19 protein-coding genes and 1 tRNA gene are annotated in these 24,963 nt (G+C 58.1%); 11 read left to right on the top strand and 9 right to left on the bottom strand.

The annotated features are described in order from the left end of the window. Positions 1 to 53: 53 nt before the first annotated feature. The 4 genes from QUE75_RS12505 to QUE75_RS12490 are packed head-to-tail and all read left to right on the top strand — an operon-like array spanning position 54 to position 5,807. Positions 54 to 836 (top strand): Wadjet anti-phage system protein JetD domain-containing protein, encoded by a 783-nt coding sequence (locus QUE75_RS12505; protein ID WP_286250537.1) that lies wholly within the window; start codon positions 54 to 56, stop codon positions 834 to 836. Continuing rightward, positions 829 to 3,771, top strand: coding sequence for a coiled-coil domain-containing protein (locus QUE75_RS12500; protein ID WP_286250535.1), 2,943 nt, complete (start codon positions 829 to 831; stop codon positions 3,769 to 3,771). Before QUE75_RS12505 ends, QUE75_RS12500 begins: the two co-directional genes overlap by 8 nt. Next, positions 3,764 to 5,191, top strand: coding sequence for a hypothetical protein (locus QUE75_RS12495; RefSeq protein WP_286250533.1), 1,428 nt, complete (start codon positions 3,764 to 3,766; stop codon positions 5,189 to 5,191). The genes QUE75_RS12500 and QUE75_RS12495 overlap by 8 nt, the downstream gene beginning before the upstream one ends. After that, positions 5,184 to 5,807 (top strand): condensin complex protein MksE, encoded by a 624-nt coding sequence (locus QUE75_RS12490; RefSeq protein ID WP_286250530.1) that lies wholly within the window; start codon positions 5,184 to 5,186, stop codon positions 5,805 to 5,807. Before QUE75_RS12495 ends, QUE75_RS12490 begins: the two co-directional genes overlap by 8 nt. A gap of 6 nt (positions 5,808 to 5,813) precedes the next feature. Here the strand turns inward: QUE75_RS12490 and QUE75_RS12485 are convergent, their stop codons facing one another. After that, a complete protein-coding gene (locus QUE75_RS12485; RefSeq protein ID WP_286250527.1) occupies positions 5,814 to 7,658 on the bottom strand; it encodes a sensor domain-containing diguanylate cyclase in 1,845 nt (614 codons plus the stop codon). A 214-nt stretch (positions 7,659 to 7,872) separates the two neighbouring features. Here QUE75_RS12485 and QUE75_RS12480 point away from each other — a divergent pair, with 214 nt between their 5' ends. Continuing rightward, positions 7,873 to 8,913 carry a hypothetical protein gene (locus QUE75_RS12480; RefSeq protein ID WP_286250526.1) on the top strand — a complete coding sequence of 347 codons (1,041 nt, stop codon included), beginning with the start codon at positions 7,873 to 7,875 and terminating at the stop codon, positions 8,911 to 8,913. On the opposite strand, the gene QUE75_RS12475 is transcribed toward QUE75_RS12480, so the two are convergent. Beyond that, on the bottom strand, positions 8,906 to 9,439 hold the full coding sequence (locus tag QUE75_RS12475) for a hypothetical protein (RefSeq protein WP_286250524.1): 534 nt from the start codon (positions 9,437 to 9,439) through the stop codon (positions 8,906 to 8,908). The genes QUE75_RS12480 and QUE75_RS12475 overlap by 8 nt on opposite strands. A 145-nt stretch (positions 9,440 to 9,584) precedes the next feature. Beyond that, complete coding sequence (locus QUE75_RS12470) at positions 9,585 to 10,259, bottom strand: spermidine synthase (RefSeq protein ID WP_058090233.1); 675 nt, start codon at positions 10,257 to 10,259, stop codon at positions 9,585 to 9,587. A gap of 215 nt (positions 10,260 to 10,474) precedes the next feature. On the opposite strand from QUE75_RS12470, the gene QUE75_RS12465 reads away from it, so the two are divergent. Next, positions 10,475 to 11,029, top strand: a complete 555-nt coding sequence (locus QUE75_RS12465) for a PEP-CTERM sorting domain-containing protein (RefSeq protein WP_286250521.1) — start codon at positions 10,475 to 10,477, stop codon at positions 11,027 to 11,029. Between the two features lie 77 nt (positions 11,030 to 11,106). On the opposite strand, the gene QUE75_RS12460 is transcribed toward QUE75_RS12465, so the two are convergent. Continuing rightward, a tRNA-Arg gene (locus QUE75_RS12460) sits at positions 11,107 to 11,183 on the bottom strand. 94 nt (positions 11,184 to 11,277) lie between these two features. On the opposite strand from QUE75_RS12460, the gene QUE75_RS12455 reads away from it, so the two are divergent. Beyond that, complete coding sequence (locus tag QUE75_RS12455) at positions 11,278 to 11,997, top strand: TIGR04283 family arsenosugar biosynthesis glycosyltransferase (protein ID WP_286250519.1); 720 nt, start codon at positions 11,278 to 11,280, stop codon at positions 11,995 to 11,997. Further along, entirely contained in the window at positions 11,984 to 12,625 is a 642-nt protein-coding gene (locus tag QUE75_RS12450) for a TIGR04282 family arsenosugar biosynthesis glycosyltransferase (protein ID WP_286250517.1), read from the top strand. The genes QUE75_RS12455 and QUE75_RS12450 overlap by 14 nt, the downstream gene beginning before the upstream one ends. Here the strand turns inward: QUE75_RS12450 and QUE75_RS12445 are convergent. After that, positions 12,622 to 15,474, bottom strand: coding sequence for an insulinase family protein (locus QUE75_RS12445; protein WP_286250515.1), 2,853 nt, complete (start codon positions 15,472 to 15,474; stop codon positions 12,622 to 12,624). The genes QUE75_RS12450 and QUE75_RS12445 overlap by 4 nt on opposite strands. A 36-nt stretch (positions 15,475 to 15,510) precedes the next feature. Beyond that, a complete protein-coding gene (locus tag QUE75_RS12440) occupies positions 15,511 to 15,810 on the bottom strand; it encodes a hypothetical protein (RefSeq protein WP_061333122.1) in 300 nt (99 codons plus the stop codon). Positions 15,811 to 16,188: 378 nt separating this feature from the next. Between QUE75_RS12440 and QUE75_RS12435 the strand changes: the two genes are divergently transcribed. After that, positions 16,189 to 18,174, top strand: a complete 1,986-nt coding sequence (locus QUE75_RS12435) for an SDR family oxidoreductase (protein ID WP_061333123.1) — start codon at positions 16,189 to 16,191, stop codon at positions 18,172 to 18,174. A gap of 57 nt (positions 18,175 to 18,231) precedes the next feature. Here QUE75_RS12435 and rnt read toward each other — a convergent pair whose 3' ends face one another. Then, entirely contained in the window at positions 18,232 to 18,897 is a 666-nt protein-coding gene (gene rnt, locus QUE75_RS12430; protein ID WP_072676981.1) for a ribonuclease T, read from the bottom strand. Positions 18,898 to 18,934: 37 nt separating this feature from the next. Next, on the bottom strand, positions 18,935 to 19,966 hold the full coding sequence (pyrC, locus tag QUE75_RS12425) for a dihydroorotase (RefSeq protein WP_072676982.1): 1,032 nt from the start codon (positions 19,964 to 19,966) through the stop codon (positions 18,935 to 18,937). Positions 19,967 to 20,125: 159 nt separating this feature from the next. On the opposite strand from pyrC, the gene QUE75_RS12420 reads away from it, so the two are divergent. Beyond that, positions 20,126 to 21,052 carry a flagellar protein MotY gene (locus tag QUE75_RS12420; protein ID WP_083557535.1) on the top strand — a complete coding sequence of 309 codons (927 nt, stop codon included), beginning with the start codon at positions 20,126 to 20,128 and terminating at the stop codon, positions 21,050 to 21,052. A 15-nt stretch (positions 21,053 to 21,067) separates the two neighbouring features. Here QUE75_RS12420 and QUE75_RS12415 read toward each other — a convergent pair whose 3' ends face one another. After that, complete coding sequence (locus tag QUE75_RS12415) at positions 21,068 to 21,994, bottom strand: histone deacetylase family protein (RefSeq protein WP_072676983.1); 927 nt, start codon at positions 21,992 to 21,994, stop codon at positions 21,068 to 21,070. A gap of 207 nt (positions 21,995 to 22,201) precedes the next feature. Between QUE75_RS12415 and QUE75_RS12410 the strand changes: the two genes are divergently transcribed. After that, positions 22,202 to 24,949 (top strand): bifunctional acetate--CoA ligase family protein/GNAT family N-acetyltransferase, encoded by a 2,748-nt coding sequence (locus QUE75_RS12410; RefSeq protein WP_286250503.1) that lies wholly within the window; start codon positions 22,202 to 22,204, stop codon positions 24,947 to 24,949. The last annotated feature ends 14 nt before the right edge of the window (positions 24,950 to 24,963 follow it).

The raw sequence follows: 24,963 nt of genomic DNA, 5'->3' as shown, positions 1-24,963 counted from the left end.
CCTCGGGTTGTAAACTTTCCGGCAAGTTTACCAAGGCGACAACAGGTGAGCCATTGAACAACTACCTCGAGAAAATCCTTCAGGGCCAGGCCATCAACTACGAGGCCTTTCTGAAAAAGTTGCCGGATGTCCTGCGCCAGCGACATCGTGAGCTTTTTTCAACGGAAAAGGCGGGGCCGAACCGCTGGCGGGTAACCGTTCTGGATGAGGCTGCCTTTGAGGCGCTTCGGGAGCAGGCTGCAGCCCCGGTGAGCCGGGTAGATGCGGCGAGGAAGGGCGATTCCCACCGCCATGGCACCGAGGTGAGTTTCCGGCTGGTGTATCATCACGCCTTGACCGGCCACCGGCCGGACTCGGTAGTGATTGCCGGGGATTCGGTGGATATTGCTTATACGCCTGCATCCCGGGTGCTGGTGGTGGAAAACGAACGCAATTTTTATCATTACCGCCAGATGCTGGCCTTTACCGGGGAGTGCCTTGGCGAGCCCGTGGCTCTGAAAGATTGTGATGTAGTACTTGGCGGAGGTAACCGGATTACCCGCACGGCAGACCTGAACTGGCTGGCCGGTTACGATGAGGTGCTCTGCGCCTTTGATTACGATGCCGGCGGCCTGCAGATGTTTGCATCGGTGCGATCGGCGTTGGGCAACAAGGCCTGCTATCTGCAGCCGGCTGACTGGCAGCTCTGGCTGAGCCGCTTCCGCAAAACCCCGGACGCCACCGAAAGGTTTACAAAGGCCATCATGCTGGCGGAAGATCTGGGGTTTGTGTCGTTGGCGCAGGCTTTCCGGGCCACCGGCAAATTCATGGAACAGGAGATGATTCTGGATGAGTGATTCACAGGCGAGCGCGAGCACCTTTAACTTCGGCATTCGCCGCCTGGTGCTGGTGGATTCCGCCGGCTTCTGTTACGTGGAAATTCCGGTGGATAACCATGGCCTGATTCTGGGGCCGGGCAATCTGGGAAAATCCAGCCTTCTAAACAGCCTGCGCCTGTTCCTGTTGCCGGAAAACAACTTCAAGAACAGCCGCAAGAAATTCGCCTTCCGCAACGCCAGTGCCGGCAGTTTCTACACCAACGAAGAAAGCTACCAGCACTATTTCCCCAGCCAGTTCAGCTTTCTCATCATGGAAGCGGAGAACCCGGCGGGCACCCATTGCCAGATTCTGTACCGGGACAACGCCAGCCAGCTCAGCTATGGCCGGGCCTTTGTGCCCGTAAGCTACGACCAGCTGCGGCCGTTGTTCTGGAATGGCGATGGGGAAGACGGCATTGGCCAGGCGGTGCCGGAGTTGTCGTTCAGCCGGTTGTCCGAAGCCCTGAAAAAGCTGTCGAAAGACACGAAGCTGGTCAACGACCCGGCTAAACTCAAATCCATGCTCTACAGCAGCGAGCTGATGAACGCCGATGCCGTGCGCTATTCGGTGTTGCCGTTGGGGGAATCCGACGAGCGCCGGGTGCAGTCCCTGCGCACGCTGATTTTGCTGCTGTTCGAGATGAAAGCCGACGACCAGGCCATGGCCAATGCGGTGGCCAGTATCATCGAGGCGGACAAGAAGTTTGCCGATGATGCCTTCGATTTCAACATCGACGACTTCCTGAATCGCCATGACCAACTGAAACAGCAGCAAAGCCAGCTCAACCGAATCGAGAAAGAGCGACCAAGGTTTGAGAAGCTGAACCGCGACTACCAGGCCTATCAGACTTTGCTGCGCAGCCAGCACGATTTTGCCGCCTTTCGGGACGGCGTGGCCAGTGCCCTGGCGGACATCGGCGCCAAACGGCGGGTGGCGCTAGACGCCTTTAACGAACAGAACGACACCCTGCGCCACGTGCTGCAAACCCTGAAAAAACTGGAACAGGAAGTCAGCGGACTGAAAGGCGAGATCCGCTCCGCTGACCGACGCATCAAGCAGGCGGAGCAGAGCCAGAAAGACGGCGAGCTGCTGGTTGCGCAATACGGCGAGATGACCCTGCAGGAAATCGAGGACATCCAGAAGGAAGAACTCGAGGGCAAACGTGGCCACCTGGCGGCCCTGAAAAGCGCCGCCCAGGCAGAGATTCGGCTGGAACAGATACAGCGCAAGAAGCTGGACCTGGAACGACAGCTGGAAAGTCTGAGAGACCGGGAAAGCAAGCAGCAGTGGCAGTTGCAGAACCAGCTGGACGAAGCCACCGCCGCGCCGCTTCGTGCTGTCGATCCCCGGTTGATGATGGCCAGTCCGGGTCAGGATCTGGATGCGGACAGCAAGTCCACTATTGAAGCCTTCGCGCGATTGTTCATACCCAACGATCAGGGTTTTGACTGGTTTGACGCCGAATACCAGAGCCAACCCGCTCGCCACACCAACTTTGCCGAACAGCGGCATCACATCGAAAGTGAACGAAACAGCCTTGAAAGAGAACGTTCAGAGCTTGCGGACACCGCCAATCAGGAACACGACCGGCCCCGGCTGATTGAGCGAACGGAAAAAGAAATCCGCGCTATTGAGAAAGACCTGGAAACGCTACAGCGCTATCCGGCGGCGGCCACTACCCTGAAAGACGCGACGGAGGAAAAGCTGGCGGCGGAAGAACAGCTCGCCAAACTGGATGAGCAAGCCCGCCTGGAGCAGGAAAAACAGGACGCGGTGCAACAGAAGGCCGCCAAGGCCAAGGCCGAGAAAGACCGCATCGAGGAACGGGAGCGGGAGCTGGCGGGCCTGAGCCGTAGCGTAGGCACCGTTGAACACCGCTTCCCGCACCTGAAAGCGGTGGACGCGGAACAGCCACTGGCCATTGAGAAAGTCTCCGCTGCCGCCTTTGACGACCTGCAAACCCAGCTGGACGATCTGGAAGAACGGCGCCGCAACATACTCGATCACCTGCGCCAGTTCGTTTATCTGGGCATCCACGAGGACAGCGACGGCGAGTTGCAGAAAGATAGCCCAGCGTCGTCCATTATTCGTGAAACCTTCAAGAGCCTTGCGGACCTGTTCGCCGGTATGGCCGAGCGTTGGCAGGTATTGGAAGAGCAGATTGCCATCCACAACGAGACCGTGGCCAGCTACCGCCAGGCGTTGAAATCCAACCACGAACACATTGCGCGCTTTGAAGCCCAGCTCAATCGGGAGCTGGACGGCGTTCGCATCAACGACCTGGTGGAAATTCGGGTGGACATCCACACCGACCCGAAATTCCGCAACCTGGTGGAAGAAGCCAACAACATCGACCCGTACGGCAACCAGTTGCAGTCCGATGCCTTTTACGACCGACTGCGGGTATTCGTGGCGGACTTTTTCGGCGAGCAGGGCGGCAGCAAGCGTCTGACCATGGACAAGGTGATCACCGGCATTTCCTACCGCACCCGCAAGGAAAACGCCGCGAACCTGGACAAGAAAGGCCAGTCCACCTCCACCACCGCGCTGATCAACCTGGAACTGGTGTACCGGCTGCTCAAGCGGGTGCTGTACCCGGGCGTGCAGTTGTCGTTCCCCATGGTGCTGGATGAGCTGGCCAGTGTAGATATCAGCCAGATGCCGTCCTTGCTGGAACGGCTGCGCAGACAGGGCTTCAACCTGTTCTCCGCCGCCACTCACAGTGCCAGTGCCGAAGTGATCTACCTGATTGGTCGGCACCTGGAAGTGGGGCAAATGCGCACGGCGCGGCCATACAGCCCGCAACGTACCCTGGTGTTCTGGGGTGGCGCCGAAGGCTTCACCGGCGGCGAACCGCTGAGCCATTGGGCGGACCAGACCCAAAACAGCCTGCTGGAGCCGGTGGATGAGTAAGCGCTTCAGCACCCTGGATACCACCCGGCTGCTGTTCGAGCACCCGAAGATCCTGTTCCGAATGATCGAACGCATGGACCGGAATGAGGCCCGCTACATCCGCGAAAGCGACCTGGTGGCGGAGGTGATGGACTATACCGGTAATCTCGGCAAGGCCGACCGGGACCGGGTCCGGCTGGCCATGAACACCGACAACCTGTTCCGTAGCGGCCTGATCATCGACATCATCAAGGCCGACGGCGAGCGCCGGCTGGTGTTCCAGGACGCCCTGATCAATCTGATGCGCGCCTGTAACGCCTCGCTGTATCAGGAGCTGACCGACGCCCGCCTGCGGGGCCATTTGGTGACCCTGCGGGATGTACGCAACCGCCTTGAAATCAGCAGTTTCAGTGAAGCAGACCCGGATTACACCGAACTGCGGGACGACCTGAACGAACGGGTTAGCCAGCTCATCGGCCTGTTGCGCCAGAACGTGCTGCGGATGCAGACCATCAGTGCCCAGCTGGCGGACTTGTCTGGTGATGCCAGCCGGGCACCGGAAAAGTATCTGGAGTTTCGCCAGAACCTGTTTGAACAGATCGTTACCCTGTACGACCGGCACATCAAACCCACCCTGGTCTTCCTGAACCCGGACACCCGACTGCCCGATGGCAGCAATTTGTTCGAAACTCTGGAAGCCATGGTCCGGTTGCTGGAAACCAACGACAACCACAGCCTGGCGGACCAGATTTTCCGCTCGTCCCTCAGCCTGAATGCGCTTTACAAACCCATTCAGGCAGTGGCCCAGGAAGTGGAGCACTTCCTGCGCAAAACCCGCCGGGGCATGGCCCAGTACAATGCTATGGAGCACTTCTACGGCAAGCTGCGGGCGCTCAAAGAAGACACCGAAACCCTCAGCCTGCGCCGCAAGTGGCTGGAAGGTGGGGAGTTTGCCCGCAGCACCGGATTTCTGGTGGGGCTGCGGGCACAACAGCGGCCCAAGCATTATGCCTTTGGCCAGTCTTCCAGCTACTACCAGCTGTTGTTCAGCGAACTGGACCTGCGCCTGAGTGATCTTCGCCGCAAAGCGGAAGTGCCGGTGCTGCAGGAAGTGGATGGCAGCGGCCGCCATAGTCGTATCGACGTTCAGCGCATCAACCAGCTTTACCAGTGGCTGGAAACGCTGGAGCTGAGGCCTACGGCGGATCTGGTGCGGGAGCTGCACGGCCGGCTGGATGGTTTTATTCCCGGCTACCGCTTTCCGGACCTGCTGGCAGCGTTGAACCGCTTGGTGAATTCGCCACCTGAGGGTATGCAGGTGGTCACCACCAACCGCTTCCGCACCCTGGAGCAGGCGCCGGACAGCGAGCAATTCGTCTACCGAAAACGCCGGCTTGAGCCCGGCGTAACCGACATCAAACAAGAGCCAAGCCATGCCTGATTTTTCTGACATGACCGAGACGGAAAACAGCCTGAGCGCAGCGCCCGTCGGCAGCTTCGAGCAGATCCTGCCCGCCCACAGCGCGGCCATCTACCGTGAGTTCCAGGCCGGCCGGGTGATCGTGCGGGACGTGTGGGACAACAACCGCTCGGAGCTGCGGGCCAATCCACTATACAACCTGCTGTACAACCACTTATCCCACTTCCGCACCTTTTACGAACACCTGGGCAGTGAGCTTGTATTCAATGAAACCGGCGCATTTTTCTTCCTGAAGGAGAGCAGTGACGACGAAAGTGAAGAGCACGATGAGAATGCGTTCAGGGTGCAGGTGGTACTGTTGTTGATTGGGCGTTACTTTGCCCGCAGCGGGAGGGATCTGGATTACCTGGGGCGGCCAGACGCCGGCCTGAATGAGCAGGACCTTGAAGCTATGGCCGGAGACGACGAGTACCAGGACATTCTCCGGGCGGCCCGGTTCGAGAAAGGGCTCATTGAGGCCCTGGATTATCTGGAAAAGCGGAATCTGGTGTTCCGGGCTGGTGCCGGACGGTATTTTCTCAGCTCGGCAGGCCTGTATTTTCTCGGCCAGCTGGTGCAGGAATACGAGCAGGCCTGAGCGGTTTCAGGCATAGGCCACGGCGTTACGGCCGCTGGTTTTAACCCGGTACATGGCGGCGTCAGCCTGTTTAAGGAGGTCTTCCGCCGCCATGCCGTGGTCCGGATAGAGCGCAACGCCAACCGAGGCGCCTATCTGGATATTGTGCCCCTGGATGTGGAAAACATCGTTCAGAACTGCAACGATTTTGTCGGCAATAGGTTTGGCGTCATCATCGCCATGCAGCGGCCCGGTAATCACCACAAACTCGTCACCGCCTCGCCGGCCCACCACATCGCTGCTGCGAATGCAGTGTTTCAGACGCTTACCAACATTACGTAGCAGCTCGTCACCCACCTGATGGCCGTAGTTATCATTCACAGGCTTGAACTTATCCAGATCCAGGAACATCAGGGCAAAATGGCTGTTATCCCGGCGCGCCTGCTGAATGGCCTGCTCCAGGTGGTTCTCAAGCGCCACCCGGTTAGGCAGGCCGGTCAGTTCATCGTAATGGGCAAGCCGGATCATCTGTTTCTCGGCCTGTACCCGCTCCGTGATATTGCTGAAGGTCAGCACCAGTTGCCGGATCTGGCCATTTTTGTTTCTGACAGGTGACACCGTCATCAGGTTGGGAATGGTGAGGCCCTGATGGCCCTTCAGCCAGACCTCACCTTGCCAGGCGTTCACCGTGACCAGCTGTTTCCGAATCTCCTCCAGAACAACACCTTTTCCTTTCTGACAGTCCAGAAAGTCTGTCAGTGGCTTGCGATGTAACGCTCTGTTTGCTTCACCGGTAATGTCGGAAAAAGCAGGGTTGGCCCGAACGATCATAAAGTTTGCATCGGTGATCAGAATCGCCTCATGAGTGTGTTCGAACACCTGGTAGGCCAGCCGCAGCTCTTCGGTGGAACGGGCGATCTGAGACGTTTGCTTTACCATCGCGCCGACAATCGGTTTCAGTGACCTCCAGACCAGCAACCCTGCAAGCGCAGAGAGCATAAGGATAGCCAGAATACTGATCATGATATCAACGATAACGTCGGCGAAAACCCGTGAGGTTCGGGTGTACATATGCAGTTCCCAGCCATAACCCGCCAGTGGCCGGTGGAACGTGAGCACTCTGGAACCATCGTCAAGCCTTGCCCGGAAAGCACCGGAGCGGTCTCGGGTGGACACTCCCTGCCTGACAGCCAGGCAGCCCTCAGGGGCCGTCAGCTCGATCTGATCCGTCTGTGGGTTCAGGATAACGCGCTTGGTTCTCTGGTTGTCGAGCAGACAAAGTGATGAATCCGGCTGACCCTGGAAGACCCGCGTCAGAGAGTCCGGCGAGAACAGAAGCTGGTCATAACCTACCACCCGTCCTTCGGTCAGTATTGGGCTTGCTGCCTGCAGTAGCGGGCCGCTGGTTTCGCCGGACACCAGCGCGAATGCATTGATGTCCAGGGTATCGGAGAGAGGGATATCCGCAGGTAGATCATTGGCCCAGGGCCCGACCCTGACCAGTTCGTTGCCGGCAGCGTCGTATCGGATTAATACGGCAAGGTCTTCTATGATTCGGGCTGCGTCTTGCAGTCTCGGGCGGGAAAACGTGTGCACAACACCGGCTGAAACCTCACCTTTGGCGTATTGGCCCAGCACCTTTGCCAGTTCTGAGCGGCTGGCGGTCTGGCGGGCCAGGTCCTGGTGCTGATCGAAAACAGCTCTGACGTTCTCGGCTTTCGCGTCTGCAACGCCCCCAGCTGTCTGTGCCGCCTGGGTGTGAATCTGGTTGATCAGTGGAGCAGAAACCACTGCGGCAATAATGATGCCCGTCATAACCACGGCAACAATGGCGGTGGTGATGATGCGGCGTTTCTGCTCAAAAATATCCATCAAGACGGGTCCGAAAAGCACTACCTGAGGCTATGGTATCCGTTTCTTGCAAACCGTAAAGCGGATTGCGGTACTTTTATGTAATTAACTGCTACGGGTCAAATGGCTTGCACTCTCCTGTGTTCCTTGAAGGGACAGCGGTTAGCGATGCATGACTCCTATGGTGCCGGCGTTCCGTGTAGACTAAAACCTTTCAGGTTGCCGGGAGTACTCGATGCAAGAGCCTGTGCTGTTCAGAACCCACCGTCGCCGGAGTGTGCTCTGGCTGGCACTGATTGCGCTGGCTGTTGCCGTGCTGGTGGCGGTTCGGTTTCAGCCGCAACCGGTGGAAGAGCGGCTGGTACGCCTGCATGCCCAGGATGTATTCGGCGCCCGTTCGGCCGTGCTTGCCGAGCCACTGCCGGTGCAGGCTCTGCTGCTCGATTATCGGGACGACCGCCTGCTGTTGTTGAAGGCCCAGGCGGCGCTGCAGGTGTATCCAGAACACACCAGGTTGCTGATGGAGTTATTCGGGGAGGAACCCGAGTTTCAGGATGCCCTGAAAGCACACGGTGAGTACCTGATACCTCCGGTTATCCATTTTTACCAGAACCCGGTCAGATCTATCGAGCTGATGAATCGCGTGGCCGGAACCCGCCAAACCCTCACACCCGAACAGCGCGCCTGGTATGCCGTCAATTTTGCCAACAAGGAAGGGCAGGATTTCACCGGTCAGTTTGTGGTGGGCCCGGACGGGAATGTCGAGTGGATCTGGACCGATCGCATCACCGAAGGCGTTACCCAGTTCTTTACCAGCGGCATTCGCACCCTGGAATCCCGGTATCGCACCGATCAGCCCATTCGTGCCAGCGATGTGGGCTGGGCCGCCGTGGATGCCATTGTTATCGGCAGTGCGGTGAAGTTTCTGAAAGTGGGCAGGGCGGCAGCCACCACGGCGCGGGCTTCTACCGTCACTGCCCGTTCAGCGGCTTACAGCACGCGCCTTGCCCGGGCCGGGCGCATGGCCTCGGTTATGGTTGGTCATGCCAGATGGCCCGCCGTGGCTGCCCTGGCCTATGTGGCCGTTCGACACCCGTTGGTGCTGAACGACCTGTTCGCCGGCGCTGCCAAAGTACTCGGCGTGCCACCGTGGATGGTACAGGTACCCGGCTGGTTCCTGATTCTGCTGCCGTTCCTGTTGCTGTTACGCTGGATGACGCGGGTTTGCCTGTGGTTCGTTCCGGCTTCCTGGACCCAAGCTCGCGGCCTCAGATAGTGCGTACCAATTTGACGTTCCGGTTTTTGAGAACGGTTGTGGCCTCCTTGAGCTGCTCCGAGCTTGAGGCATGGACTGTCAGTACATACTTGCCTTCCGTCAGGGCAGTCTGCGCTTTCACAACGTAAGGGGTGTGGTCAGGCCTGAGAGTAACGCCGCCTGCAAGCAGCAAGCCAAGAACCCCGCCAAGCGCAGCCAGAACGGCCGCTGCAGCCATGGTGTTCTGCACAACAAAGCCCACCCCGGCAGCACTGAGAATCAGGAACAGAATAAAACCTGCGATTGCGCCACTAACGCCCAGCCAGAGGTGCGAGCGTAACAGCGTATGCCATATACCCTTGTTCTCGGGCTCCAGCGCTTCACCTTGATGTTGGTCGTGGGGGGTTACAACAAGAACCTGTTCATCATCCAGGCTGGTATCTCGTGACAATGTTTGGGCTACGCCGTTTGCATCCGATTCGGTTTCGAATATTGCGGCGACTTTATGGGCCTGGTGTTCACCGGTAATACTCACTGAGGGTTTCATGGAAATACCTCCTGAGTGCTTCTGCAAAGATAAGATCTTCGTCGAAACATAACGGCTTTATAGTCCAGCCTAGTTCATATGAACCTGTATTTCGAATGACTTTATCGCAATGTAACAGTGACAGGATCGGAACCTGTCGCAATGGTTACCAGGCCAGCCAGATGGTGTGGCGTGCGCCTTTGCCGGGGCGCAGGGCGCGCACAACGACTGGCTCTACCGAGAAGCCTGCCCGGCGCAGGCGTTCGGTGAAGGCGTGTTCCGGGCCGGCGGACCAGTAGGCCAGAATGCCGTCCCTACTCAGGGATTTCTGGGCAGCAGCAATGCCTTCGGGTGAGTAAATCCAGTTGTTTTCCTTGCGGGTAAGGCCTTCCGGGCCGTTATCAACATCCAGCAAAATGGCATCCCAGTTGCCATCACCCTGTCTCAGAAGTTCTGCTACGTCGCCTATGTGCACCTGGGCTCGGGCATCGTTCAGCGGATAGCCGGCCGCCGAGCCCAGGGGGCCACGGTTCCATGTTTCAACCTCCGGGACCAGCTCCGCCACCGTCACCCGCGCTTTTTCACCGGTTGATGCCAATGCCGCCGCCAGGGTAAAACCCATCCCCAGCCCGCCAATCAGAATACGCGGCTCTGGCAGATGGCTCAGGCGTTCACAGGCCAGCGTGGCCAGGGCATCTTCAGAACCATGCAACCGGCTGTTCATCAGTTCTCCAGGCGCCCCGGCGATCTTGATGGAAAACTCGTCATTGCGCTGCAGCAGGCGCAAGCGGGTGCCGTTGCCGGGGATGGTTGCGGTGCCAATTTCGTTAAAGCGGGCCATTCGATGGATTCCGGTGGTGACAGGGTAGGCGGCATTGTAACCCCAAACTGGGCGCAGCTAAGCGTGAGCGCTCCAAATATTCGGTGTCAGAATATTTTACATGTGAGAGGTGCGTCGTTTTGCTGGCCGTTTGAAAACCCAGTGATACGTGCCATGGTTCGATAATTGCTTTAAATTACCCTGATGGATCATAGGTAAATCGAGGGACTGAACGCGTGAAGAATCTACTGACTATTGTGCTTGCCTGTTTGGCGCCGGCCGCAAACGCCGCGCTAATCACCTACAGCTACGACCACCCCATTATGAACCCGTACGAGAGTCATAATGCCACCGCGATAATCGAGGTTGATTCGGTGCTGCGTGGCCTGGTTTCTGTTCAGTTTACCAGTGACCCGATAACGTTCAGTTGGACTGGGCTTGTGCCATTGATGTATGACCAACCGATATCCGATACCGACGCCCTTTACGAGAACGGATTCGAGCCCTTTGTGGTGGATAACTTTGAGTTTTTCCTTTTTCTCGACCTGTTTTACCTCGAGGCCGGCAAGGATATTTTCGACAACCTGCACCTAACCGCACCGTTTGAGGGTGCGCACGTCGGTAATCGGGACTCTGGGGACTACTACTGGCTGACTGGTCGCCTTAAGAAGATTGCGCCGGCCAAGGTCCCCGAGCCTTCCAGTCTATTGCTGTTGCTTGCGGGTTTGCTGGGGATTGCCGGGTACCGATGGGTCAAGTCAATCAGGGGCGTTTTCCGGGTACCCTGCTAGAGGCGGTTGACCTTCTCTCTCAGGGTGCAAGAGTGTTCAGTGGTCGAGGGTAATAACAACACTTGAATAAGGTTGTTTGGTACCCCCGGCAGGACTCGAACCTGCTACCTTCCCCTTAGGAGGGGGACGCTCTATCCAGATGAGCTACGGGGGCATTTCAGAAGAGGCGGTATGATAGCCGGCAAGGGCTTGTGGCTCAAGGGGTGTCCGGTTATGGTTGGGCCTTGTTCTCTTGGTCTGTCGCTTTTATGGATGCCAATACCCGGATTGCTTTGTCTTTAAGCGTGGTCGTGCCCGTGTGGCGGGAGGCGGCCGGTATTGAAGAATCTTTGCAGAGGCTACAGCCCATCCGCCAGGCCGGTCACGAAGTGATTGTGGTAGACGGCGGCAGCCCGGATAACACGGCTGACCTGTCGCGCCCGTTGTGTGACCGGTTGCTGGTATCGGAACCTGGGCGGGCAGCGCAAATGAACGCGGGCGCTGCCGTTGCCCGTGGCGACCTGATTCTATTCCTGCATGCGGATACGCGCCTGCCCCCCGATGCCCTCGAGCAATTAAGTGAAAGCCAGTGCCTTGGTCGCCCCTGGGGGCGATTTGATGTTCGTCTGAGCGGCCGGCACACCATGTTTTCGGTGATTGCCTGGTTTATGAACTGGCGCTCCCGGCTCACCGGCGTGTGCACGGGGGATCAGGGTATTTTCGTGCGTCGGGACGTGTTCGAAGCGTTGGGTGGCTATCGCGCCATGCCGTTGATGGAAGACGTGGAGTTGTCCAAACGCCTGAAACTGGTGGCACGCCCTTACTGTATTTCGTCGCCGGTGATTACCGACAGCCGGCGCTGGGAGCAGGGCGGTGTGTGGCCCACAATTGTGCTGATGTGGCGCCTGCGTTGGCGTTATTGGCGGGGTGACAGCCCCGAATCCCTGGCGGCCCTTTGGCGGAGGAACGTGCGCCATGCAAGACACTGATCATTCACCGGCGATTCTCATGCAGTTTGCCAAGTGGCCGCAGGCGGGCCGGGTCAAAACCCGGTTAATTCCGGCCCTCGGTATTGAGGGCGCGCTACAGGCTCATATCACCCTGAGTCTGGAGGTACTGGATAATCTGTGTGCCACGGGCTATGACGTCAGCTTCTGGTGGGATCGTCCGTTGGATCAGCCGCCTGAAGAAGCTGCTCCCTTGCTGGCCAATATCGAAGCAGCCAAATTGCCCCAGTCTTTTCAGCAAGGTGGCGATCTGGGGGAGCGAATGGCCAGGGCGTTGGGCCAGGGTATTGCATCTCATCACCGGGCCGTGGTGATTGGCAGTGATTGTCCTTCAGTAGACCCCGGTTATGTGCGCTCCGCGGTAGCGGCTCTGGAGCATTACGATGTGGTGCTGGGCCCGTCGGATGATGGTGGTTATGTGTTAATCGGTGCTCGCAGGCTGGCGCCCGGTGCGCTGGAAGGTATTGCCTGGGGTACGCCAGATGTTATGCAGCAAACCCTGCAGAGGATGGATGCTGCGGGGCTCAGCGTTTACCTGCTGGAACCCCGCTGGGATGTGGACGAGCCGGAAGACTGGCAGCGCTTCCGGCGTATGGTTGGCGAACGTTAGCGTTCTACTCGGGCTGGCACGGCATCCCGCTGGCGCAGTCGGTCAAGAACGGACCGGCTGTTCTCGCCATCATCGCCCGTAACCACCAGCAGTGCCCTTTGGCGCTCTATCATGGCGTTGCGGAAGGTCGTTTTCAGCTGATCCAGGGTGACTTTTTGAATGGCCTCCGCCAGGCGCTCCCGGCTGTCGAAGGCGGTGTTCCCCCGGTCGATTTCCCGCCAGTAACGGCCCGACACCTCACCTAACTGCCGGTCTCGCTGAAGCAACTGGCTGATCACCGCTTGTTTCTCCCGAGCCAGTCGCTCGGACGTTAACTCTGCCAGGCGGTCTGCGTACCCTTCAGCGAATTCCATCACCGCCTGGTCAATGGCTTCAGCCGTTGCTTCCGGAGATTGCACAACCAGCCCCAGGGCCGGTGTTTCCAGTATTTCGAAAGCGGTGGCGTAAACGATGTAGCCCAGCTGGCGGTTGGTACGGATGTCCTCATAGAAGGGGCTGCTCAGAATCTGCGCCAGCAGGCGGAACCTTGCCCGCTCCTCATAGGAGGTGTCGCGCCCCTGCAAGTACAGCGTATAGCCGGTATCCGGGTGTTCCAGAGTCAGCGTCGCCAGGGTTTGACCCTGCGGCAGCTGGCGCATGCGCGAGCGGTCTACCGTGGTGCGCTCCCGATTGTTCAATACCATGGCCTGAACCTGCCCTGCCATATTCAGTGTCGCTGCCTCCGTCAGGTTGCCGTGGGCCAGCATTACCGGGTCTGTTTGTGCAACCAGGCGGGCGCCAAAGGCTTCCAGTTCGTTCAGGGTGACTTCACGCGCGGCAGCGAGTTTATCCGGTACCGGAAAGGTGCCATCGATGAGGGCCGTTTGAATGAATTCCGAGGTTTGCTGAACCGGCCGGTCTTTGGCTTTGTTCTCAAGACCATCGATCAGTCTCTGCCGGGCAACGTCGAAACGCTGCTCAGTAAACTTCGGATCCGCAAATTCCAGCAGAATCCGGTTCACCAACTTGTAGAGCTTGTCGTTATAGCCACCCACCCGGATGGTCACACCCCGAAGATGCGGGTAAATGCTGTAGTCCAGCCCGGCCAGCCGCGCAGAATAGGCCCAGGCGTTCAGGTTGGTATCGATGGCGTCCACCAGCAATTGGGTTAGCACCTCGTTGCGGGCGGAGGATCTCGCCTGCGGAGTGCGCAGGCTGATAAACACGTTGGCTTTGGGCGTGTTGAACTGGGTGTCCCTGGCGTACCAGACAGCCAGGCCATCCAGTTCGTCCAGCAGCACTGGCTGGGCCATGGTGTTTCCGGGCACCAGCTCCAGGTTTTCCGGAACAAACGGATTGGCGGCGGGTAGGGCCAGGCGCTCAGCCAGCGTGGACTCTACCTCACTTTCGACGCTGAGCGGCGCTCTCTGCCAGGGTGTCTGATACCACTGCGTAAACTGCGGCGCTTCGAAATTCTGGTTGGGGGCAGACACCCAGACTTTGAGGTTATCGGGCGTCAGGCGTTCCAGAAGCGCTTTGTACTGTTCCGGAGCGTAACGATCCATCAGCCAGGGCGCGCTCAACAGATCTTCCGGTGGATAGTCCCGTAACAGGCTGGATAGGCGCATGGCTTCGCGCATCGGCTCACTGCGCTCGCGAAACCGGAAGTCAATCACCGCAAGCTGTTTCATTTCCTCGAAGCGGTCTTCGTTAACTCCGGATTGCCGGACCTTATCGATGTACCGAAACGCCAGCACGATGATCTCGTCCTGCCGTTCGAGGCCTTCGCGCGTGAGAGACATACGGATGTCCAGCGTGGCATGATCCCCGGTATCCATTCCCAGCCCGGCGGACAACGACTCCACCAGGCCCGCCTGTTTGAGGGTGTCAAACAGGCTGCCGGGGCCCTCGTGGCCAAGCAGATTGGCCACATAGGATGCCGGTTTGGTCCGGTAATTGTCCCGCTGCGATGGGATGGGGAACGACAGCGTCATGCTGCGGGAATCTCGTAGGCTTTCAGCAGTGATGCGTTCGGGCAATCTGCTCTCAACGTACAGCGGCTGTGGGTGTGTCTTGGCCTTCAGGTTTCGGTTTTCGATGGCGATAAAGCGTTCCCGGACCATCTGCTCTAACTGGTCGAGGGGCTGCGGGCCGTAAACTGCCAGTGTCATGATGTTGGCGGAATACTGGTCCTGCCAGAACTGGATCAGGTCTGGTCTCAGGGGGTTCTCTTCAGTGTTTTCCAGGGTTGTCAGGTTACCGACGGCAAACTGATTGAAGGCGTGATCGGGGTTGCCCCCGGCCTTCAAAACAGACAGGAACCGGCGGCCATCTTCCTTGAGTTTGGCGGTGTACTCCGAGTGCACGGCATTGCGTTCCCGGTCGACCAGCTCTGGTGTGAACAGCGGGTGGGAGAACTGCTGGGCGAAGCGGTCAAGGGCCGGCTCAAGGAATTCTGCCTCGACATCAAAAAAATAGTTGGTGTCGGCAAATGCGGTAAAGGCGTTATGACTGCCGCCATGGCTGCGAATGAACTGCTGGTACTCGCCCGGGTCCGGATACTTCTCGGTTCCCAGGAACAGCATATGTTCCAGGAAATGTGCCAGACCCTCGCGGTCGGCGGGGTCGTTGCCGCTGCCAACGGCGACATTCATTGAGGCGGCTGCTTTGTCGGCTTCGGGGTCTGAGGCCAGAATCACCCGCAGGCCGTTGTCCAGTTCCAGAAACCGGTATTCGTTAGGATCGTTGGGGCTTTTGGTCGGCGATGCGCCGGCAACAGCCAGAGGGCTGAGCAGCACACTGCCAAGTAAAAATAACAAAACAAACTGGAAACGGTACAGGTTCTGGAACACGGGGCGGTCAGCTGTCATGGTGCCTCTTCTGTCCGGTCAAAGTGGGGGTTTTGCTCAGTGCATGATCCCGGATTGGGTGCCAGCGGGTTGCTGGTCCAGGGTTTTGCGGGCAAGGCTGGCGGCTTTGTCGGCGTCCAGTTCGCCCGAAGCAATGCGTTCAAGTACGGTCGCCATGATGGCAACGGATTGCCGATATTCGGAAAACTCCGCCTGGAAAGCTTTGTCGATCGCCTGATAGACCGCCTGGATCTTCTCCTCCCGACTACCACTGTTAGCGGCGGTGTCGTTGATGGCCTTCAGGCAGGCGCGGGCGATGGCAATGTAGCGTTCGGTATTGGGGCTGTCGTTTTGCATGCTGGTCTGGTAACTCTCAGGATCGTGGCTAGTTAGTGACGCCGTCTGGCGCGGTAAGTTCCCGATTATCGCATTGCCGGGCGAGCCTTGCATTGCCCATCGGTAATTGTGGTCGCAAGGCTCGCAGCAGGTGTTTACTGTGCTAATCTCAAACTCAGTGTGTCGGCAACAGGGACATTTTCTGCCAGGCGGAAGGCCGGTTTTTAGAGTAAAGGCTCTAACAAAAACAAAGGGTTACAGAGTAAAAGCTCTAAAAAAGTTCGATACATGAAAGTTGCAATTAAGTACAATGCCGGCCAATGGAATGCAGGTAAGACTTTAGTCTTACTCGTGCTGGTGTAATGACAACAACAGAGCAACAGGCAGGATGGAGTACCTATGAATTATTTCCTGACAGGCGGTACCGGGTTTATCGGCCGCTTTCTGGTTGAAAAGCTGCTCGCCCGAGGCGGTACGGTGTATGTCCTGGTACGTGAACAGTCCCAGGGCAAACTCGAAAAACTGCGCGAGCGGTGGGGTGTGGATGAGTCCCGGGTAAAGGCGGTCATTGGTGATCTGACCAGCAAGAACCTCGGAATCGACGCCAAGACCCTGAAATCCCTCAAGGGAAATGTCGATCACTTTTTCCATCTGGCGGCGGTCTATGACATGGGCGCCGATGAAGAGTCCCAGGCGGCCACCAACATCGAGGGCACCCGGGCGGCGGTTCAGGCGGCTGAGGCCATGGCGGCCAAGCACTTCCACCATGTGTCATCCATAGCGGCGGCAGGCCTGTTCAAGGGCACCTTCCGGGAAGACATGTTTGAGGAAGCCGAGAAGCTGGACCACCCCTATCTGCGCACCAAGCATGAGTCCGAAAAAGTGGTGCGGGATGAGTGCAAGGTACCGTTCCGTATCTATCGCCCCGGCATGGTGATTGGCCATTCCGAAACCGGCGAGATGGACAAGGTTGACGGCCCTTACTACTTCTTCAAGATGATCCAGAAGATTCGCCATGCCTTGCCGCAATGGGTGCCGACCATTGGTATTGAAGGCGGCCGCCTGAACATTGTGCCGGTCGATTTCGTGGTGAACGCCATGGATCACATTGCCCATCTCGAAGGGGAAGACGGCAAGTGTTTCCATCTGGTGGACTCTGATCCCTATAAAGTGGGTGAAATCCTCAATATCTTCAGCGAGGCGGGCCACGCTCCCAAAATGGGGATGCGTATTGATTCCCGGATGTTTGGCTTTATTCCCCCGTTCATTCGCCAGAGCATCAAGAATCTGCCACCGGTTAAGCGCATCGCCAGTGCCGTTCTGGATGATATGGGCATTCCGCCGTCGGTAATGTCGTTCATCAACTATCCGACCCGTTTCGATGCCCGTGAAACTGAAAGGGCGCTGAAAGGCACCGGCATCGACGTGCCGCGCCTGCCAAGCTATGCGCCTGTGATCTGGGACTACTGGGAGCGTAACCTGGACCCGGATCTGTTCAAGGACCGCACCCTGAAGGGAACAGTGGAAGGCAAGGTGTGTGTTGTCACCGGTGCCACTTCCGGTATTGGCCTGGCAACTGCCCAGAAACTGGCGGAAGCCGGTGCAATCCTGGTGATTGGCGCCCGCACCAAGGAAACCCTGGACGAAGTGGCAGCCGATCTGGAAGCCCGTGGCGGTAATATCCACGCGTACCAGTGCGATTTTTCCGACATGGAAGACTGTGATCGCTTTGTAAAGACGGTTTTGGATAATCACGGCCATGTAGACGTACTGGTGAACAATGCCGGCCGGTCTATTCGACGCTCGCTGTCCTTGTCGTTTGACCGTTTCCACGATTTCGAGCGCACCATGCAGCTGAACTACTTCGGTTCTGTGCGCCTGATCATGGGCTTTGCGCCGGCCATGCTGGAGCGCCGCCGTGGCCATGTGGTGAATATCTCGTCCATTGGGGTACTGACCAACGCACCACGTTTCTCGGCCTATGTGGCGTCGAAGTCAGCGCTGGATGCCTTCAGCCGGTGTGCGGCGGCGGAGTGGTCTGACCGTAATCTGACGTTCACCACCATCAACATGCCGTTGGTGAAAACGCCGATGATTGCGCCGACCAAGATTTACGATTCGGTACCCACGCTGTCACCGGATGAAGCTGCGCAGATGGTGGCGGATGCCATCGTTTACCGGCCGAAGCGTATTGCTACTCGCCTGGGTGTCTTTGCCCAGGTTCTGCACGCCCTGGCGCCGAAGATGGGTGAGATTATCATGAACACCGGTTACCGGATGTTCCCGGATTCTCCGTCTGCCGCTGGTAGCAAGTCTGGTGAAAAGCCCAAGGTGTCGACCGAGCAGGTGGCGTTCGCGGCCATTATGCGAGGTATCTACTGGTAAGCTGTCTCCAGGCAAGAAAAAACCCGCTTCGGCGGGTTTTTTTGATTCTGGCGGTTATCAGCTTGTCGCTTCTTCCTCTGGCTCAATGAGCGGCGGCGGAAAACCGCCCAGCTCTTTCCAGCGGTTCACGATGCCGCAGAACAGGTCAGCGGTTTTTTCTGCATCGTAGGCTGCGGAGTGGGCTTCCTTGTTGCTGAAAGGGATGCCCGCCAGTTTACAGGCCTGTGCCAGCACCGTATGGCCATAGGCCAGGCCAGCCAGAGTTGCTGTGTCAAAGGTGGAGAACGGGTGGAACGGATTGCGTTTGATGTCGGCCCGCAAGGCAGCCGCAAACACAAAGTTGTGGTCAAAGGTGGCGTTGTGGCCGACCAGAACCGCACGCTTGCAGTCGTGGGCTTTCACCGCCTTGCGGATCGGGGAGAATATTTCGCTCAGGCCTTCCCGCTCAGGGACTGCCTCACGTTCCGGGTTCCAGGGGTCGATGCCGGTGAAGTCCAGGGCAGACTGTTCCAGGTTTGCGCCTTCGAAGGGGTCAATCTGCTGCACGTGGGTTTCCCCCCGGCGCAGCAAGCCATCGTCGTCCATGGTCAGTATGACGGCGGCAATTTCGAGCAGGGCGTCTCGCTCCGGATTGAAACCGGCGGTTTCAACATCGACAACCACCGGCAGGAAGCCACGGAAGCGTTGGGACATAGGATGTGGCGGCTTGTTTTCTTCTGACACTCGAACTCCGATGTTCGTGTTATGAATGAATAATGAGTTACGCCATGCGCCAGTGAACGGTTTCACCGGCCTTCAAGGGTACGATGTTACCGTCGGCCAACGGCAGTTGCTCTGGCATGGTCCAGGGCTCACGTACCAGGGTAATGGCATCGGTGTTTCGTGGCAGGCCATAAAAGTCGGCGCCGTTGAAACTGGCAAAAGCTTCCAGTTTGTCGAGAATGCCGAGTTCCTCAAAGACGTCTGCGTACAGGCCAATGGCGCCGTAGGCAGAGTAGCAACCGGCGCAGCCGCAGGCGGCTTCCTTTTTGTCGCGGGCGTGGGGTGCGGAATCGGTGCCCAGGAAGAACCGAGGATCGCCGCTGGCAACCGCTTCGCGCAGCGCCAGCTGATGCTTGTTCCGTTTCAGGATCGGCAGGCAATACAGGTGGGGGCGGATACCGCCCACCAGCATATGATTCCGGTTGTACATCAGGTGCTGTGGCGTCACGGTGGCGGCCAGGTTGCCGCCGGTATGGGCGCGCACAAACTCGGCGGAATCCGCCGTGGTGATGTGCTCCAGCACCACTTTCAGGGTCGGGAAGGCCTCGATGGTTGGGCTCAGGACCCGATCAAGAAACACTTTTTCCCGGTCGAAGATATCAATGTCGGCGTCCGTCACTTCGCCGTGAACCAAAAGCAGCATGCCGCACTCAGCCATGGCTTCAAGAACCGGGTAAATATTGCGGATATCGGTAACGCCGGACTCGGAATTGGTGGTGGCGCCCGCGGGGTAGAGTTTGGCAGCGACAACACCGGCGGCCTTGGCTTCCCGAATGGTTTCGGGGGTCATACTTTCCGTCAGGTACAGTGTCATCAGCGGTTCAAAGCCGGTGCTGCCGGCAGCTGCCCGAATACGCTCACGATAAGCCATGGCGGCGGCCGCATCGGTTACCGGTGGCACCAGATTCGGCATGATGATTGCCCGGCCAAAGCAGGCGGCCGTGGCCGGCACCACGCTGTTCAGCACAGCACCGTCGCGCACGTGTAGGTGCCAGTCGTCGGGTCGGGTGATGGTGAGTGTTCTGGTCATGATGGTATCCGCAAAGCAGCCAAAAAATTTTGCGGATTATATCAGAAGGCGGATGGGAATGTTTTTGCTATTCCAGTCCCTTTGTGGCTCAAGTAATCATTTTGATCGCCGTTAAACAGTCATGTTGAAAACAGACCCGGTTTTCGAGGCGCTCTCACAATGACTTATTCGCTTCGCCATATACTTCATCAAAAGCTGGCAGCTGCAGGCGTGTCGGCTTTGTTTGCAGTGGCGGCTACGCCTGTTTTGGCGACAAGCTACGGTGCCGGCATTGAGAACAGCCAGTGGTACCTGTCGGAATCCGTGTTTGAGTGTTCTCTGGTACACGAGGTACCGGGATACGGCAGGGCGGTTTTCCGCCATCGGGCCGGCGAAGCGTTGAGTTTCTATCTGGAATCCGAGATCCCGGTGATGCGCCCCGGTCGCGGCCAGCTAGTGGTGGAAGCGCCAGCCTGGCGTCCTGGCGTGGCGCCCCGGGCCATCGGCTCGGTAACGGTCTCTGACCAGCCCAGGGCGGTCACGGTCAGCAGTCGTGAGGCAACCCTGATGACTCAGGGTTTGTTGCAGGGGATGCGCCCGACCGTCACACGAGCTGCCCGTTATGATGACCGGCCCGTGCGGGTTCAACTTTCCAACGTTAATTTCTCAGGCCCGTACTCGGGCTACCGGGAGTGCGTATCCAGCCTGTTGCCGGTGAACTACGACCAGATTCGTCGTTCCCGAGTGCCGTTTGTCAGCGGCAGTACCAGCCTGTCTGATACCGACAGGCAGCTGCTGGATAACATCGTGACCTACGTAATGGCGGATTCCACCGTTGAGCGGATATTTGTGGACGGCCATTCAGACAGTGTTGGCAGCCGCATCGATAACCGGGCGCTGTCCGAAGAGCGGGCGAATGTGGTGGCGGACTATCTGCGATCCCGCGGTATCGATGATGACCTTCTGATTGTGCGTGGGCACGGTGACCAGTTCCCGGTTTCCCGCCGGCATGCGGATAATCGCCGTACCACCATTCGCTTGCAACGGCAGGGCGAGCGGCCGGAGTTACAGCAGGCGAACGGCCCGGGTATGGATTTCTCGGGCTGAATGGAGCGGGACTTCTCAGTAAACCGTGCTGAGCAGGTCCAGGTGGGCGGTGACGCTTTCGGCCAGCGCTTTCAGGTGATATCCCCCCTCCAGAGTTGACACAATCCGGTCATTTGCGTGGTCATGGGCCACGCTGATCAGCATTTCCGTCAACCAGCGATAGTCGTCCACTTCCAGATTCAGTTCTGCCATCGGGTCGAGTTTGTGGCCGTCAAAGCCGGCTGAAATCAGTACCAGCTGCGGGCGGAAATCCTGCAATTTCTTAAGCCACGCTGCTTCCACCGCTTTACGGTAGTCCAGAGCTGAGCAGTTGGCCTCGATCGGCGCATTGATAATGTTGTCCGCCTGGCGATGCACATGGGAGTGCGGATAGAACGGATGCTGGAAGCTGGAGCACATCAGGATGCGTTCGTCTCCGCTGACGATGTCTACCGTGCCGTTGCCCTGATGCACATCGAAATCAACGATCGCAACCCGTTCCAGGTGGTGGAAGGTGAGGGCGCGCATGGCCGCCAGTGCCACGTTGTTATAGAAGCAGAACCCCATGGATTTGGAGCGTTCGGCATGGTGCCCGGGTGGGCGGGCGCAGACAAACGCGTTGGTCACCTGACTGCTCATCACCATATCGACCGCCTGGATATTGCCGCCGGCGGCCAGTCGGGCGGCGCGCAGGGTATCCGGCATCATGGCGGTGTCCGGATCGGTAAACACCCGGCCCCGGGTAGGCTGCATCATATCTAGCTGTTGAAGGTAAGTCTCGGGGTGCACCGTTAACAGCTGGTCACGGGTAATTTCTTCTGGTCGAACCCAGTCCAAATCCCGTTCCAGGTGAGTGTCTGCCAGATACGCGAGTATGGTGGAGATTCGCTCAGGGCATTCCGGGTGCTCCGGGCCCATATTGTGCTTCATGCAGTCATCGTGGGAAAAAAATGCCGTGGTCATACGTCTAGCCTGAACCCGAATATGCTTATTTTTCAGGCCATGTTATCAGGGAAAACCGAAGTTTGTCGTATTTCTTTGGTCTAATGGTTGTGATACCGGATTTACATCAGGAAATACCCATCTAAGATAAGTTATACATTGATAAGTATCCTGTTTTATTGAGATTCTTATCCATATCTTCGTCGCCCATGGTCAGGGAGAGTCACCTTGAGTACCCGCTATCTGGAAAGCCTGTTCAATCCTGAATCCATTGCTGTGATTGGTGCTTCCGAACGGGCCGAGAACCTCGGTGGTATGGTACTCCGGAACCTGCTGGGTGGCGGCTATCCGGGCCGCCTGGTAGTGGTCAACCAGACCGACTACGACAACGTGCACGGGGTTCCTTGCGTCAAGAAGGTCTCGAAACTGGATTTTAGCCCGGACCTGGCCATTATCTGTACGCCACCGGATACTGTGCCAAAAATGATTCGAAAGCTCGGCGAATGTGGTGTGCGTACCGCCATTGTGATGACCGGCGGTATGTCACGTACCCACAGTAAAACCGGGCAGCCGTTGATGTATTCGGTGCGGGACGCGGCCCGGGAAACCGGCATTCGGGTATTGGGGCCCAATACCATCGGCCTGATGGTGCCGGCACGTCATCTTAACGCCACCTATGCACACATGGGCGCCATTCCCGGACGGGTGGCGTTTGTGGGGCAGTCCGGCACCATTGCCAGTTCGGTGATTGACTGGGCTTTTGCCCGGGGTGTCGGGTTTTCCTACTTCCTGACACTGGGCGACGGCATGGACATTGATCACGACGACCTGATCGATTACCTGGCCCAGGACACCCAGACCCGCGCCATCCTTTTGCACATCGAAAATATTCCCAATCCCCGCCGCTTTATGTCGGCGGTACGGGTAGCCTCCCGGACCAAACCGGTCATTGCGGTGAAATCCGGTCGGGTGCCGGAGTCGGAGTGGTTCGCCCATGAGTTACCGGCCGGCATCAAGCGCAGTGACCCGATTTACGATGCCATGCTGCAGAGAGCCGGTGTGTTGCGGGTGGACGGCCTGGGCCAGATGTTTGATGCCCTGGAAACCCTGACCCGAATGCGCCCGCTGCGGCGCGAATCGTTGGCGATCATGGCCAACGGGGTTGGCCCCGGTGTGCTGGCGGTGGACCGGTTGGCCGACCTGGGCGGCGAACTGGCGGAACTGTCGGAGCAGTCCGTTGATGCCCTGGCGGAGCTGCTGCCGGCCTACTGGACCCGGAAAAACCCGATCGACCTCAACTACGACGCCACGCCAGAACTTTATGGCAAGGCGATCAAGATTCTCGCCAAAGACCCGAACGTGGCCAACGTGTTGGTGATGTATGCGCCAACCCTGATCGAGGACAGCCTGCAGATTGCCGATGCGGTGGTGCAGGCTTCCAAGGGCACACGGCTGAACATTTTCACCTGCTGGCTGGGGCAGAGCACGGTGATGGATTCCCGTGAAGAATTTTATCGTGCCGGCCTGCCGTCGTTCTTCAATCCGGAGAAGGCGGTCATGGCCTTTATGCAGCACGTTCGTCACCAGCGGGTGCAGAGACTGCTGACAGAAACACCGGAATCCTTCACCGACCATTTCGCCGACCGTGCCAATACCCGGAAACTCGTGGCCCGGGCACTGAGCGATGGCCGGAGGCATCTGTCCAACCGCGAAGCCCGGCGGGTGATCTGTGATTATGGCATCAACACCATCGACACCGTTTACTGTGACGATGTCGAAGAAGTGCTTGAGGTGTTTGCGGTGGAGCGCCGGCCCATTGATATTACGGTGGTGCATGAACAGGGCTGCTTTCCGTTTCTGGACCTGAGCCCTACCCAGCGCCGTTACAAAGGCACGGTCAAAAAGCTCAACAGTGAGCAAGCCATTATCGATAGCTGCCGCTTCCTGATGGATGAGTACAGGGAGCACTTCCCCCGCAGCGGATTTCTCGGTTTTGCCGTGCAGCGTTCGTATCAGCATGTGGGTGGCATTGAATTCAGCGTGGGGATCACTCGGGACAACTTGTTCGGCCCGCTGGTGGTGTGCGGTGCAGCGGGGGCTCAGATCAACATCATGACCGACCGGCAAATTGCCTTGCCGCCGCTGAACATGGTGCTGGCCCGCGAGCTGCTGCGCCGCACCTACATGTACAAACTGTTGAACGAGCACAGCCTCAAGCCTGAGGAAGACATTCGTGCCGTGTCGGAGACATTGGTCACCCTGTCCCAGATTGTCATCGACATCCCGGAGATTCGGGGCCTGGAGATTGCGCCACTGCTGTTCAATGAGCAGGGGGCGGTGGCGGTAAACATTGCCATTGATCTGGATGACCGCCGGGGCAAACCGATCATCCAGCCATACCCGAGGGAGCTGGAAGAGTGGATTGTGCTGCCAAAATCCGGTCGGCGAGTCATTATCCGCCCGGTGCTGGCGGAAGATGAGCCGGCCCACCGTTCATTCCACGAACATCAGTCACCAGAGTCCATTCGTTACCGGTTCTTCCAGTACCGAAAACATTTCTCCCGGGAAGACGTCGCCCAGATGGTGCAGATCGATTACGACCGTGAAATGGTGTTTATCGCCAATGCACCGCGGCTGGACGGTGAGGGAGAGGAAACCCTGGGCACTGTTCGCACCTGGACAGACGCAGACAACCTGCGCTGTGAGTTTGCTGTGATGGTGGACGACCGGATGAAAGGTGAGGGGCTGGGCGTGGCACTGATGCAGAAGATGATCGACTACTGCCGTGCCCGGGGCACCATGGAAATGATCGGCAACGTGCTGGCGGATAACCGCCCAATGCTGAAGTTGGCAGAGCATCTGGGTTTTGAAATCAAGTACAACCCGGAAGAAGAAGTGATGGATCTACGACTGGTGCTGAATGAGCCGGTGAAAGACTGGCAAAAAGAGCGGCTGGGGAAAGGGGGGCACCTGTAAGTACCCCCTTTGGC

Source organism: Marinobacter shengliensis (assembly GCF_030297115.1).
GTDB lineage: Bacteria > Pseudomonadota > Gammaproteobacteria > Pseudomonadales > Oleiphilaceae > Marinobacter > Marinobacter shengliensis.
The sequence above is the reverse complement of the archived record's forward strand: the minus strand, read 5'-3'. Positions and strand labels throughout refer to the sequence as shown.

What these genes read in the sequence shown, in the direction of transcription:
- QUE75_RS12500 (WP_286250535.1), top strand. Translation starts at nt 829, where the DNA reads ATGAGTGATTCACAGGCGAGCGCGAGCACCTTTAACTTCGGCATTCGC.
- QUE75_RS12495 (WP_286250533.1), top strand. Translation starts at nt 3,764, where the DNA reads ATGAGTAAGCGCTTCAGCACCCTGGATACCACCCGGCTGCTGTTCGAG.
- QUE75_RS12490 (WP_286250530.1), top strand. Translation starts at nt 5,184, where the DNA reads ATGCCTGATTTTTCTGACATGACCGAGACGGAAAACAGCCTGAGCGCA.
- QUE75_RS12485 (WP_286250527.1), bottom strand. Translation starts at nt 7,658, where the DNA reads ATGGATATTTTTGAGCAGAAACGCCGCATCATCACCACCGCCATTGTT.
- QUE75_RS12480 (WP_286250526.1), top strand. Translation starts at nt 7,873, where the DNA reads ATGCAAGAGCCTGTGCTGTTCAGAACCCACCGTCGCCGGAGTGTGCTC.
- QUE75_RS12475 (WP_286250524.1), bottom strand. Translation starts at nt 9,439, where the DNA reads ATGAAACCCTCAGTGAGTATTACCGGTGAACACCAGGCCCATAAAGTC.
- QUE75_RS12470 (WP_058090233.1), bottom strand. Translation starts at nt 10,259, where the DNA reads ATGGCCCGCTTTAACGAAATTGGCACCGCAACCATCCCCGGCAACGGC.
- QUE75_RS12455 (WP_286250519.1), top strand. Translation starts at nt 11,278, where the DNA reads ATGGATGCCAATACCCGGATTGCTTTGTCTTTAAGCGTGGTCGTGCCC.
- QUE75_RS12450 (WP_286250517.1), top strand. Translation starts at nt 11,984, where the DNA reads ATGCAAGACACTGATCATTCACCGGCGATTCTCATGCAGTTTGCCAAG.
- QUE75_RS12445 (WP_286250515.1), bottom strand. Translation starts at nt 15,474, where the DNA reads ATGACAGCTGACCGCCCCGTGTTCCAGAACCTGTACCGTTTCCAGTTT.
- QUE75_RS12440 (WP_061333122.1), bottom strand. Translation starts at nt 15,810, where the DNA reads ATGCAAAACGACAGCCCCAATACCGAACGCTACATTGCCATCGCCCGC.
- QUE75_RS12435 (WP_061333123.1), top strand. Translation starts at nt 16,189, where the DNA reads ATGAATTATTTCCTGACAGGCGGTACCGGGTTTATCGGCCGCTTTCTG.
- pyrC (WP_072676982.1), bottom strand. Translation starts at nt 19,966, where the DNA reads ATGACCAGAACACTCACCATCACCCGACCCGACGACTGGCACCTACAC.
- QUE75_RS12420 (WP_083557535.1), top strand. Translation starts at nt 20,126, where the DNA reads ATGACTTATTCGCTTCGCCATATACTTCATCAAAAGCTGGCAGCTGCA.
- QUE75_RS12415 (WP_072676983.1), bottom strand. Translation starts at nt 21,994, where the DNA reads ATGACCACGGCATTTTTTTCCCACGATGACTGCATGAAGCACAATATG.